The following is an 11,266-nucleotide window of genomic DNA, read 5'->3' as shown; positions in this document are numbered from 1 at the left end:
GAGAACTCATATGACATTTTATCTGTTAATCAACCTCAAAATCAACACCCTAGTTTAGAGCTACTCTATTCTTGCTCGATCTTTGTCTAATGTTGCTTTGACTAGAGTAATATTTATTTATAATTGCGATCGCCAATCAAGCTAACTGAATCATATAAGCCACAACTCCTGTCCAGCCTGTCTGATGTGATGCCCCTAACCCTGCACCATGATCACCATGAAAATATTCGTAGAATTGAATATAGTCGCGCCAGTAAGGATCGTTTTGAAACTTATCTAGGTCGGCAAATACAGGACGTTTCCCCCGATCATCTCGTAAGAAAATCTCGATCATGCGGTTAGATAGTTCGATAATAATTTCCTTAAGATTTTTATAATCACCCGAACCTGTGGGAAACTCGACTACAAAATCATCTCCTAAATATTCATAGAAGTTCTGTAAGCCTTCTAGCAATAAATAATTAATCGGAAACCAAATTGGTCCTCGCCAATTAGAATTACCACCAAACATCCCTGAAGTTGATTCGGCTGGCTGATAATCTACCCCATACTCATTACCGTTGACGTGCATCACAAAAGGATTATCTTGATGATATTTAGACACCGAACGAATACCATGGGGACTCAAAAACTCAGCTTCATCTAGCATATAAGCGAGTAATCTTTGTAGCTTGTTAGGTTTGCCGTCGTTGCGTTCTGTAGCATAACACAACGCTAACAGTCTTTTGGCACTCATCCCTTCAGTTACCATGCAGGCAACATTTTTCTTGAGATCGGGACGATTCTCGATAAACCATTCCAGACGCTTTTTAAATCCAGGCAGTTTGGCAATAGTTTCTGGTTCGAGAACATTAACTCCTAATAAAGGAATTAAACCCACGAGCGATCGCACTTTTAATAACGATCTACTCCCATCGGGGAAATTAATCGCATCATAATAAAATCCATCCTCATCATCCCACAGAGAAAAACCCTCGCCAATACTGTTCATCGCATCGGCAATATAAAGAAAGTGTTCAAAAAACTTGCTGGCTACGTCTTCGTAGGGTGGTCGTTCTTGGGCTAATTCCAGGGCTATATGCAGCATTCCCAAACTATACATTGCCATCCAGCTTGTAGCGTCTGCCTGTTCTAAATGTCCGCCAGTGGGTAGTTCGCTAGAGCGATCGAATATGCCAATATTATCTAAGCCCAGAAATCCTCCTTCAAATACATTTTTACCCGCAGCATCTTCGCGGTTTACCCACCAAGTAAAGTTAAGCAATAGCTTTTGGAAAATACGCTCTAGAAAATCCCGATCTTTGCGTCCCCAAAACTTTTCTTCTAAGGTGTATATTTGCCACGCTGCCCAGGCTTCTACGGGGGGATTGACATCGCTAAATGCCCATTCATAGGCTGGTATTTGTCCATTGGGGTGCATATACCATTCCCTCGTCAGACGAGAAAGCTGTTGCTTGGCATAGTCAGGATCGAGAATAGCCAGAGGTATCAAATGAAAGGCTAAATCCCAAGCAGCATACCAAGGATATTCCCATTTATCGGGCATCGAGATAATATCATCGTTAAATAAATGCTTCCATTCTGAGTTTCTGCCATTTTTACGAGATTTTGGAGGAGTTATAGTTCCAGAATCGCCCTTTAACCAATCTTCCACTATATAATAATAAAACTGCTTGCTCCATAACATTCCTGCAAAAGCTTGACGTTGTACGTTACGTCGATCTTCAGACATTTCGCGGGAATTAACCCAGTTGTAAAATTCATCTGCTTCTTGTTTTCTCTGCTGAAAAATAACCTCAAAGTCAGCGAAAGGATTTTCTATTGAATCTAAATTGCTGAGTCTTAATTCAATAGTCTGACTTTCCCCTGGGAGTATTGATAGCTGATAATGAGATGCAAACTTAGTTCCTATTTTGTTTGGGTTTACAGCATTTTTAATATTATTTACAACATAATTATTGATTCCATCTTTGACATAGGGAGAGGCATTTTCTTGTCCAAATAGTAATTCATTATTGGTTTCGTTTTCTGTAAATAACAATTCACTAGAATTATTACAATAGAGCCAACGTTTTCCCAAACTAGGATGATCGGCTTCAATAATACTGTAGTTATCATTCTGGTTATAAACCTTTAATTTTGGTTTGGCTGCATCGTCAAACCAAGACCAAGTATTGCGAAACCAAAGAGTAGGTAATATGTGTAATGGCTTTTCCTCCTTACCGCGATTGTGTGCCGTAACTTTAATTAAAATATCTTCATCAGTGTTTTTAGCGTATTCAATAAAAATATCAAAATACTTATCGCCTTCAAAAATCCCCGTATCTAATAATTCGTATTCGGGTTCGTGTTTACCGCGTCTTTGATTCTCCTCAACTAAATCAGCATAAGGATATTCACTTTGGGGATATTTATAGAGATACTTCATATAAGAATGAGTCGGTGTATTATCAAGATAAAAATAATACTCCTTGACATCCTCTCCATGATTACCTTGAGAACCAGTCAAGCCAAACATCTTCTCTTTAATAATCGGATCTTTCTCGTTCCAAAAAGCCAGGGCAAAACAAAGACGCTGATGATTATCGCAGATACCTGCAATGCCGTCCTCTCCCCATCGATAAGCGCGAGATAATGATTGACTATGGGGAAAATAATCCCAAGCTGAACCATCTGGGCTGTAGTCCTCTCTGACTGTCCCCCACTGTCTTTCTGAGATATAGCACCCCCACCGACTCCAGTATGCTTGTCGGTCTCTATTTTCCTGTAGTCTTTTGGCTTCAGCAGTCATTATTTTGGCTCCCTCTAACTTAAATACTTGCAGCTTACACGACATTTGATTTAGCCCAGGTGTTTCTTTTAAATCTAAATAATGTATGTCAAAGCACTAGAATTAGATTTAAATTAAAATCATTAGATCTCTTGCATAATATTGCTCAAACTTGTAGATTCTTGCCTTAACTTTAATTTCAGGTCCGTGATGCTTTAAAGATGTTGCTTGAGATGATCGGCAACTCGAATAGCATTGGCAATGATAGTTAAAGTTGGGTTGACTCCTGAATTGGAAGGAAAAAAGCTGCTATCAACAATGTATAAATTCTCTACGTCATGGGTACGACAGTTAAGATCTAGTACAGAAGTTGTGGCATCTTCTCCAAAACGACAAGTTCCGCATTGATGTCCTACCGCCGATAAAGGCATATAGTTACGGGGATAAATACCAAAGGGGATTACGTGCTTGGTAGTTTTGTCCATTGTCTTTAGTATCTCTGTCCAACGGTTAATTAAGCGATCGCGAGCTTCAAGATTATTGGCGGTATAGTCTACACATACTCGATCTTTAGCCCAACGGACTCGATTATTAGGATCTGGCAAATCCTCCGTCTGTAACCACCAGCCAGTAGAGTGTTTAGCAGTTATTTCTAAAGCCTTTTCGGGCGCAAATCTAACAAAGGGAGCAAGCAAGGGAGGTGCTTCGGGAGGAATCATCGCCGCTTTGACGTTTCCCGTATTTTGTACCATTCCCATAGGATAGGGAAAATCCTCCTCTCCCCAATAAAAGTCATTAATTCCAATAGTTTTTTGGTAGGTAGCATTGTTCGGGCGATCGTTTAATGCCACGATAGTAGTAGATAAATGTTTCATGAAGTTACGTCCTACTTGATCGGAACTATTGGCTAGTCCATTTGGATGAGAGTCATTAGCCGAACGTAACAGTAAAGCAGCTGAATTAATTGCTCCACAGGTAATTACGACAATATTTGCCGAAAAAAGCCGATATTTGCACTCTATCTCCGCTTCAACCCTAGTCACCTCCTTCCCTGATGTACTGGTATGTAATTTTGTTACCTTTGCCCCAGTGATTAAAGTTACGTTATCGTATTGCCGAGTTGGATTAATACAGTTTACTTCTGCATCGGCTTTGCCATTTACTAAACAGGGAAAACCATCGCAGGTATCGCAGCGAATACATTGAGATAGGGTTTTATCTACTTCATTGAGTTTGAGTCCCAGAGGAAGATTGAAAGGAGAGTAGCCAAGCTGCTGAAGATGATCAACTATTTCCTGCATTTCTGGTTCGTGACCTACGGGAGGATAAGGATATTCTTCTCGTTCGGGTTCGCTAGGGTCTTGTCCTTTTTTACCATGAACATTAAACAACTTTTCTGCTTGGGCGTAATAAGGGGCAAAATCTTGATACTTAAGTTCCCAGGCTGGAGAAATTCCCTTTTTATGTTCTACCGCTTCAAAATCTCGCTCCCGCATTGGTAATAAGGCAGCACCATATACTTTTGTATTCCCACCTACCCAATAACAGGTTTGAGGATGAAGTACTTTACCAGTGCGATCGCACCAATCTTCTTTAGTATAGTAACGCTGATCTTGATACACTTCTTTCGGACTCCAATTTTCCTTCTCTCTGGGTAAAAACTCTCCTCTTTCTAAAATCAGGATTTTCTTACCCGTTGGAGCAAGTTGGTGAAGTACCGTTCCTCCTCCCGCCCCCGTACCAATAATAATTAGATCGTAATGCTCGCTGTTGTTTGTCATGACTCCTCAGTAATAAATAATGATTAATTTCCTACTTGCTACTTCATCCGAAAAGCCAAGCATCAACCGAAAACCCTCCCGCACCGAAAACCAGCAAGACAATTAACATCAAAATAAAAATAAATGCCTTTTCTTGACTGGGTGGTTCTCCCTTACCGTCCGCACCTTCATACTCTCCTTCAGGAATAAGATAGGGATCGATCGCCATAAACTTAAAATCGATTCTAATATATCTAGCATCATTAATACTTCCTACTTCCTACTTCAAATTGATCGCATACAAAGAACTTCCTGCTGCAATAAACAAAAGCTTGCCGTCTTTGCCTCCAAAAGTAAGATTTGCCACAACTTCAGGCACAAAAATTTTACCCAAACAGATGCCTTCAGAGTCGTATACCTGTACACTATCGGCTGAACTGGTAAAAATATTGCCCTGCCGATCTACCCTAAAGCCATCGGGTTGCCCTGGTTCGATGACCGCAAATACTCGACTGTGATTAGTATTCACCTGTTTTTCATTCACCAAATCGTAAGCGCGAATATAGTGATGTCCTTGAGGATAATTAACTTGAGAAGTGTCAGAGACATATAAAATACTCTCATCAGGGCTAAAAGCAAGTCCGTTAGGTCGTTCCATCTCTTTGATTACCGCATCTATTTCTCCTGTTTCAGGATCGAAACGATAAACAAAACTACCCGCTTGTTCCTGTTGTCCGCCACATCCTTCACTCGGTTGAGTCAATCCAAAAGGAGGATCGGTAAACCAAATTGTACCGTCGCTTTTAACTACTAGATCGTTGGGACTATTAAAACGATTATTTTGATAGCGATCGCCTAAAATTACCCATTCACCACTGTGTTCTCGGCGCATAATTGCCCGTTTGCCATGAGAACAACTAACCAAACGTCCTTCTAAATCTAGATAATTGCCGTTGTGGTAATAGTAAGATAATTCGTGGATCAGGCTAACACCATCTACTGCATTCCAACGCAACAAGCGATCGCCACTTACGTCGCTAAAAATAACGCTATCATCTTCAGGAACATATACTGCTCCTTCAGTATGCTTGGCACCTCCCACTAGCTTTTCTAAATTGGCATTGGGGTCAATTATTGAGTACATTCGTTGGTCAAAAATAGCAATTAGATTTGACATAGTAGTTATGTTTTTCACAAGATCGATCAACACTATAGAGAAACTAATAACAATAAGTGTCCATTAGGGTCTTTAATTAGGTATCCTTGGTTGTAGCGATAAGACCCAGGAAACTCTAGGATATTAGGCGAAATAATTTCTATACTTCGTTTTTGCAGCTTTTCCCAGCTTGACTCAATATTGGCAACTTCCATAACCAAATGCATCTGCCCAAGGTCATTAATTTGCCAATCTTTGGGTATAGGACGACCAGTTTCAGGCTTAATATAATCTAAAAATTCTACTCCGATACTAGATTTAACTGGCTGCAAAGGAGTCACCCAAACTTCTGCTCCAGGTAAACCGTCTAGATCGCCTTGTACCTTACCCTGGTTTAGATTACTGTCCTCAACTTCTAGACCCAATAGATTGCGGTAAAATTCCAGACTTTCTTCAGTGTCAGCTATGGAGATTGCACTGTGATCGATCCCCAAAAATAGCTCGTCGGTATTCTGTTGCCATTTAGCTTTTCCCTTATCTTCAGGAAACCAAATCAACTCCAAAGCGTGGCGATCTTCATCTCTAAATTTAAAGGCTCTAACTCCTCCAGCCATCGGATTATCATCGGGTATAGTTTGCGGTTTAGTAGAAATTGATTCAATGGCAAAATTTTGCAGGTGTTTATAAGCAAGATCCATATCTCTGACTACAATTGCCAAGTGTTGAAACCAAAGATCGTTACTTTTTGAATCAGTCGGCATCGGTTTTGCTTCTAAATCGAGATACTGAACTAATTCAATTAATTCTTCTCCAAGCTGCAAAGTAACCAAGCGAACTTTAGTAGGGGGAATCAAAGCCAATTTACGATAACTAGATTCATCAAAAGTAAAATCACTAATGATTTTACAACCCAAAGCTTGAGTATAAAAATTAGTAGAGCGATTAAGATCCGATACCGTCAAAGCAATCGAGCTAATTTTATCGATTTCCATTATGTTAACTCCCTACTGCCGATAAATCTCCAGGTTTCAAACCTATCCAGCGATCGCCTTCTAGTTGGACAATCATCATCCTACAGGGTTCATCCCCCACCGTACCTGAAAGATGCCCTTGAAGACCTTCTGCATTAGGTTTAGTATTTTGATCTGCGCCAAAAGATACTTCTCCCACGCCCATTTCAACCCTTTGACCATCCATAGTTTCGACAAACCATTTACCCGACAAGGGTATTATCCATTGAGGTTGAGGATTTTCGTGCCATTCTCCCACCCAGTCAACAGGCAATTCGGCAAAGATAATTTTAGACTCAGCAGTTAGCAAACGGTTGTTCCACTGGGGCGCAGTGTTATTACTCATACTTTCTTGTTGGAAATTGGTTAGCTCGCATTGAGTTTGATGACTAACTCCTTGATCATCTGTCCAAACGTGCCAATAACTAAATTTTGGTGGATTGGAATTATTTTGATGTGCCTTAGTCATAGTGTTTTTATTTGTTGAAGCTTACTTATGATGCTGCTATCTTTATAACAATTAATCACTAGACAAAAAAACGCGATCCTGTTAAAAATTTAAGAAAAATTACCCAGGTTAAAACTGCCATATCAAAGCCATCTTGGCGGGTTTTGTCATAACTATTCGGACGAATCATCGCTCTAACTTCCGCTTCACCTTTATCGAGTAAAGCTTTAACAATTTTTGCCCCTAACATTCCCGTCGAACCTAATACCAATACTGTTATTTTGTCTGTCATGTTTTTAATCCTTTTTAAGAAAAATCTTCTAACCGCGATCGCTATTAGGCATTAGAACTCTTGCAAAAGTTTTTAATGGTAAAATTAAAGGTTGACTTTTTTTGATTGAGAATGAAATATTGGCAAGCTCGTAAACTTTCTCCCCAAAAATTTAAGCGACTCTATGGAATTGAAAAGAAAACTTGTCGATTAATGATTAGATTGCTAAAAGACCAAGCAAAATATCAGAAAAAACCTGGTCGCCCAGCTAAATTAATTATTGAAAATCAAGTTTTAATAACACTGCAATACTGGAGGGAATACCGAACTTACTATCATATTGCTGCAAGCAGGCGACGGCGGACAGCTTGAATGCATTCAAGCTTACGTGCGCCTCAAAGTTGGAAAATTTCTGAGTCTACAGTTTGAACACGTTAATCGTCGTTGAAAAATCTTTAAAATTTTATCTTATCCCTATCGCAATCGTCATCGAAGATTTGGCTTAAGAATTAATTTGATTGCGGGAATTTATAATCGAGAATTAGCCTGATAAATTGGATTTTTAAAATAAATTGATCGATCAACTTCAGTAATTAATTGATAACTGAAATAATTTTTGCTGCCAACTTTATTCGCCAGCGATCGCTCTGTAGAACTTAATCGAAACAATCGCTCAATTCTTACTATTGCAATTGGCAAAAATTGAAAGAAAGATAACTTATTATCCTACCACAAAATATTTTTGCAAGAGTTCTAATATTTTCTACTTCTTCAGCCTCTTAAATGTTGACGAATTAAACCTGCATAAAATTTATCAATCATAGGATCGTCTACTGCCCAATTAATCTTGACCCGATCGTATTTGCTATTCAGCATCATGACACAGTTAAAGCGATCACTAAGTCTGGTAAAACGATAATCACCCCAAGCAAAAACAATAGATTCGCTATTTTGAAAAGCAATTCGCCAAGATTGGGGATTGGTTTGGAGTATTTCGATTACTGATTCGGCTTTCATGTTTCATCAAAGAAGTAATAGGGTAATAAATTTATTAGGATTAAATTTTAGAGTTGCTTCTAGAAACTCGTCGAGTCTTCCACCACATGGAAATACCCGTTACCGTTAAAAACAATAGTCCAATTCCATTGAGAAAAGGAAAACTTCTTTGAAAGTCGATGTAGCCAAAGTCACCTTTATGCCAGTGAATTGCCCAACGAACCTGGTTAACAAAACCCCCTAGTTCGGCAATTTGATAAATAATTCCCGTAATTGTAGTTAATAAAATAGGAAGTAGCATAATTGGAGCAAGCCAGCGATGCCATTGACGTATTTTTGCTGCTTTGATCTTCATAATTTAATAAGCCCACAGTGGGAGCATTGAGTTTAATAATAGAGTAGTTTAACTGCCTTCACCGCCTTCACCACCTTCATCTTGGCTGGGAGTAGTCTGTTCGGTTGCTGTTCCATCTTCACCGCCTTCTCCGCCAGTACCACCAATCTCACAGCCTGCAAGAGAGGACATCATACCTAAAGAAAGAAATAAGGCGATCGCTTTTGTCGTTGTTTTTTGAGAATTGTTCATAATAATTTCTGGATATTAATTGGACTTCTATTGTGAATTATGTAAGTTATTTTGGCGAGCAAGCTTCAAGCCCTGGATGACTATCAAATGTCTCGCCAGTAAGCTGACATACATACAATTGATGGTCGGCTAATTTCCAATCATTCAAGTTGCCCTTGACTCGATCTAGAATTTGGGAGTGTTTATGTTCTGCAACTAAAGCCGTTTTAAATGTTTTTAAAGCTGCTGAGTTGTTGTCTAATTTAGCTTGCTTGATAAATTGAGCATACATTTGCTGTTCGGCAGATTCTCCATTAACTGAACTTCTCAAATCGCGTCGAATTAATTTAGATAAATTATTAGTAGTAGAATCAACTTCCCCATCAATATTAGAAGCGACTTGAGGAACAATCATAATTTTTTCTGGTGTTGCTCCCATTGCTTCAATTACTCGTTTATGATTATCTCGATGAATTTTTTCGGCATCAGCTAAAGTTTGAAATAGAAGAGCCACGTCCTTGTAACCCTCCTCACGAGCTTTCTCAGCAAAGTTCAAATACAGAACATGAGAATTTGCTTCAGAATCGTAGGCTTTTTGCAGGTTATCCAAGGTGGGAGAAACTTTACCCTTCAAAGACTCTTCTACTTTGACTTCTGGAGGTCGGGAGCGGCTGAAATATACCAAAAACAGAACTATTAAACTGGTGATAACTGTCCATATTCCAGTTTTTTCGATAATAGAATCAGACCTTGAGTCCTCAGTCATAATTAGTAACTTCCTCAAATTTAATTTTGATAACCACAACTTGTAACTAGTTAGATTAGTTATGCAACTTAGCTATGACTCAAATCTTATAAAAAGAATGAGGTAGAAATGAGGGTAGGCAAAAAAATCTTGTTAGGTGTTTGTAATTAAATCTAGGTGGTTTTAACTAAAATTGAGTCTCCTTCTACCTTGACCTCATAGCTGGCTAAAGGTTCTGTAGCTGGTCCTTCTAATACTTCTCCACTACTACCAAATTCAGAATCGTGACAAGGACAAAGAAATTTCTGTTGGTCTGATTCCCAGGTCACGGCACACCCTGCATGGGGACAGGTAGGATTAACGGCAATCAATTTTTTAGCGTCGGTAGGATCTTTAATGACTAAAGCCGTTCCATTAGTTAATTCTTCATTGAAAATTTGCCCTGTTTGCTCTAATTGACTAACGCTGCCAACTTTTTCAAAACCACTTCCAGGGATAGTAGTCTCAGCAGGAGTCTTGTTCTTGGTTTGAGCATCACAAGCAGTCAAGACTCCTGGTAGCATACTCATTCCTACTCCTACGCTTACAAAACTGGTAAATTCTCGACGTTTCATTTAATAAAACCTTCTGATAAGATGAGCAAAATTTTCCGACAGCAATGGATTTAATTGATTGGGGAACAATGCTGTTAAATCGAGCTAGAATCGTTCCCCAATATAACTTTGATTCGAGTGACAAAATATTTAGGCAGACTTTAAATTATCTGTTCTAGACTTTCTCCATTAGGATTTGATGGGCAAGCTTCAGCTTCGGGTTGGTGATCGAAGGTTTCACCAGATACGGTACAAACAAAATAACTATTGCTGGCTTCTCTTCGGTTATCTAAGTCCTCTCTTACTTGGGAAAAAAGGTCAGCGTGTTGAGTTTCTGCTGCTAAAGCAAGTTCAAAAGTCTTTAACGCTGGGGCATTATTTTCTGCTTTGGCTTGTTCGATAAATTCGGGATACATCGAATCCCGTTCGTAGGATTCTCCTTTAATTGCGTTACTCAAGTTTCCTCCCATCGATTTATCTAAATTATCGGCAGTGGAATTAACTTGGGGAGTAGTAATGTTATTTTCAGGTGTTGCACCCATATCTGTGATTACCTGGGCATGATTATCGCGGTGAATTTCTTCTGCACGAGCTACAGCTTTGAAGAGATTGGCTACATCTTGATAACCTTCTGCTTCGGCTTTGTTGGCAAAGGCTAAATACATTACATGAGCGTTAGATTCGCCATTGTAAGCTTTCTGAAGATTTTCTAAGGTTTGAGAATTTTGTTTAGCTGAAACTAAAGTTGCTTTAGAAGATTTTGCAGGTTCGACTTTAGCTTCTGGAAGTTGAGCTTGGCTGCATCCTACTAGGGCGATCGCTGCTAGACTGGTAATAATTGACCATTTTCCAGCTTTTTTTCCTGTTAAACCAAAATTTGAATAACGAGTCATGTCATTAAGTCCCCTAAATTTAATTATGGCAATCACAAGCTATTAAGCAAATTAAATTG

Annotated in this window: 13 protein-coding genes and 2 pseudogenes; 2 read left to right on the top strand and 13 right to left on the bottom strand. The window is 39.1% G+C overall.

What is annotated here, in order from left to right; all coding sequences use genetic code 11:
• Positions 1 to 136: 136 nt before the first annotated feature.
• The 7 genes from I4641_RS00765 to I4641_RS00735 all read right to left on the bottom strand — a co-directional run bounded on the left by I4641_RS00765 (position 137) and on the right by I4641_RS00735 (position 7,436).
• Positions 137 to 2,791 (bottom strand): MGH1-like glycoside hydrolase domain-containing protein, encoded by a 2,655-nt coding sequence (locus I4641_RS00765; RefSeq protein WP_229638508.1) that lies wholly within the window; start codon positions 2,789 to 2,791, stop codon positions 137 to 139.
• A 194-nt stretch (positions 2,792 to 2,985) separates the two neighbouring features.
• On the bottom strand, positions 2,986 to 4,551 hold the full coding sequence (locus I4641_RS00760; protein WP_229638507.1) for a GMC oxidoreductase: 1,566 nt from the start codon (positions 4,549 to 4,551) through the stop codon (positions 2,986 to 2,988).
• 43 nt (positions 4,552 to 4,594) lie between these two features.
• A complete protein-coding gene (locus tag I4641_RS00755; RefSeq protein ID WP_229638506.1) occupies positions 4,595 to 4,759 on the bottom strand; it encodes a DoxX family protein in 165 nt (54 codons plus the stop codon).
• Between the two features lie 51 nt (positions 4,760 to 4,810).
• Positions 4,811 to 5,707 (bottom strand): SMP-30/gluconolactonase/LRE family protein, encoded by an 897-nt coding sequence (locus tag I4641_RS00750; protein ID WP_229638505.1) that lies wholly within the window; start codon positions 5,705 to 5,707, stop codon positions 4,811 to 4,813.
• 32 nt (positions 5,708 to 5,739) lie between these two features.
• A complete protein-coding gene (locus I4641_RS00745) occupies positions 5,740 to 6,678 on the bottom strand; it encodes a VOC family protein (protein WP_229638504.1) in 939 nt (312 codons plus the stop codon).
• Positions 6,679 to 6,682: 4 nt separating this feature from the next.
• Positions 6,683 to 7,165, bottom strand: a complete 483-nt coding sequence (locus I4641_RS00740) for a cupin domain-containing protein (protein WP_229638503.1) — start codon at positions 7,163 to 7,165, stop codon at positions 6,683 to 6,685.
• A gap of 58 nt (positions 7,166 to 7,223) precedes the next feature.
• The gene (locus I4641_RS00735) at positions 7,224 to 7,436 is read right to left on the bottom strand and encodes an NAD-dependent epimerase/dehydratase family protein (protein ID WP_229638502.1); all 213 of its coding nucleotides are present in this window, start codon (positions 7,434 to 7,436) and stop codon (positions 7,224 to 7,226) included.
• 111 nt (positions 7,437 to 7,547) lie between these two features.
• Between I4641_RS00735 and I4641_RS00730 the strand changes: the two are divergent.
• Together I4641_RS00730 and I4641_RS24045 are read left to right on the top strand one after the other, a co-directional pair.
• Positions 7,548 to 7,757: pseudogene (locus I4641_RS00730) on the top strand (helix-turn-helix domain-containing protein); the annotation flags it as partial.
• 85 nt (positions 7,758 to 7,842) lie between these two features.
• Positions 7,843 to 7,965, top strand: a pseudogene (locus I4641_RS24045) (IS5/IS1182 family transposase); the annotation flags it as partial.
• A gap of 221 nt (positions 7,966 to 8,186) precedes the next feature.
• On the opposite strand, the gene I4641_RS00720 reads toward I4641_RS24045, so the two are convergent.
• From I4641_RS00720 to I4641_RS00695, 6 genes are all read right to left on the bottom strand, one after another.
• Positions 8,187 to 8,432, bottom strand: coding sequence for a hypothetical protein (locus I4641_RS00720; RefSeq protein WP_229638501.1), 246 nt, complete (start codon positions 8,430 to 8,432; stop codon positions 8,187 to 8,189).
• A gap of 40 nt (positions 8,433 to 8,472) precedes the next feature.
• Complete coding sequence (locus I4641_RS00715; protein WP_229638500.1) at positions 8,473 to 8,766, bottom strand: PepSY domain-containing protein; 294 nt, start codon at positions 8,764 to 8,766, stop codon at positions 8,473 to 8,475.
• Between the two features lie 48 nt (positions 8,767 to 8,814).
• A complete protein-coding gene (locus tag I4641_RS00710; RefSeq protein ID WP_229638499.1) occupies positions 8,815 to 8,997 on the bottom strand; it encodes a hypothetical protein in 183 nt (60 codons plus the stop codon).
• Positions 8,998 to 9,043: 46 nt separating this feature from the next.
• Positions 9,044 to 9,742 (bottom strand): rubrerythrin family protein, encoded by a 699-nt coding sequence (locus I4641_RS00705; RefSeq protein WP_229638498.1) that lies wholly within the window; start codon positions 9,740 to 9,742, stop codon positions 9,044 to 9,046.
• 152 nt (positions 9,743 to 9,894) lie between these two features.
• Positions 9,895 to 10,335, bottom strand: coding sequence for a QcrA and Rieske domain-containing protein (locus tag I4641_RS00700; protein ID WP_229638497.1), 441 nt, complete (start codon positions 10,333 to 10,335; stop codon positions 9,895 to 9,897).
• A 140-nt stretch (positions 10,336 to 10,475) separates the two neighbouring features.
• A complete protein-coding gene (locus tag I4641_RS00695; RefSeq protein ID WP_229638496.1) occupies positions 10,476 to 11,207 on the bottom strand; it encodes a rubrerythrin family protein in 732 nt (243 codons plus the stop codon).
• Positions 11,208 to 11,266 lie beyond the last annotated feature (59 nt).

Source organism: Waterburya agarophytonicola KI4, assembly GCF_020640915.1.
GTDB lineage: Bacteria > Cyanobacteriota > Cyanobacteriia > Cyanobacteriales > Xenococcaceae > Waterburya > Waterburya agarophytonicola.
The sequence above is the reverse complement of the archived record's forward strand: the minus strand, read 5'-3'. Positions and strand labels throughout refer to the sequence as shown.

Excerpts from the sequence above, each read along its gene's own strand:
- I4641_RS00700 (WP_229638497.1), bottom strand. The coding sequence starts at position 10,335 with ATGAAACGTCGAGAATTTACCAGTTTTGTAAGCGTAGGAGTAGGAATG.
- I4641_RS00740 (WP_229638503.1), bottom strand. The coding sequence starts at position 7,165 with ATGACTAAGGCACATCAAAATAATTCCAATCCACCAAAATTTAGTTAT.
- I4641_RS00735 (WP_229638502.1), bottom strand. The coding sequence starts at position 7,436 with ATGACAGACAAAATAACAGTATTGGTATTAGGTTCGACGGGAATGTTA.
- I4641_RS00745 (WP_229638504.1), bottom strand. The coding sequence starts at position 6,678 with ATGGAAATCGATAAAATTAGCTCGATTGCTTTGACGGTATCGGATCTT.
- I4641_RS00715 (WP_229638500.1), bottom strand. The coding sequence starts at position 8,766 with ATGAAGATCAAAGCAGCAAAAATACGTCAATGGCATCGCTGGCTTGCT.
- I4641_RS00765 (WP_229638508.1), bottom strand. The coding sequence starts at position 2,791 with ATGACTGCTGAAGCCAAAAGACTACAGGAAAATAGAGACCGACAAGCA.
- I4641_RS00750 (WP_229638505.1), bottom strand. The coding sequence starts at position 5,707 with ATGTCAAATCTAATTGCTATTTTTGACCAACGAATGTACTCAATAATT.
- I4641_RS00695 (WP_229638496.1), bottom strand. The coding sequence starts at position 11,207 with ATGACTCGTTATTCAAATTTTGGTTTAACAGGAAAAAAAGCTGGAAAA.
- I4641_RS00705 (WP_229638498.1), bottom strand. The coding sequence starts at position 9,742 with ATGACTGAGGACTCAAGGTCTGATTCTATTATCGAAAAAACTGGAATA.
- I4641_RS00760 (WP_229638507.1), bottom strand. The coding sequence starts at position 4,551 with ATGACAAACAACAGCGAGCATTACGATCTAATTATTATTGGTACGGGG.
- I4641_RS00710 (WP_229638499.1), bottom strand. The coding sequence starts at position 8,997 with ATGAACAATTCTCAAAAAACAACGACAAAAGCGATCGCCTTATTTCTT.
- I4641_RS00720 (WP_229638501.1), bottom strand. The coding sequence starts at position 8,432 with ATGAAAGCCGAATCAGTAATCGAAATACTCCAAACCAATCCCCAATCT.
- I4641_RS00755 (WP_229638506.1), bottom strand. The coding sequence starts at position 4,759 with ATGGCGATCGATCCCTATCTTATTCCTGAAGGAGAGTATGAAGGTGCG.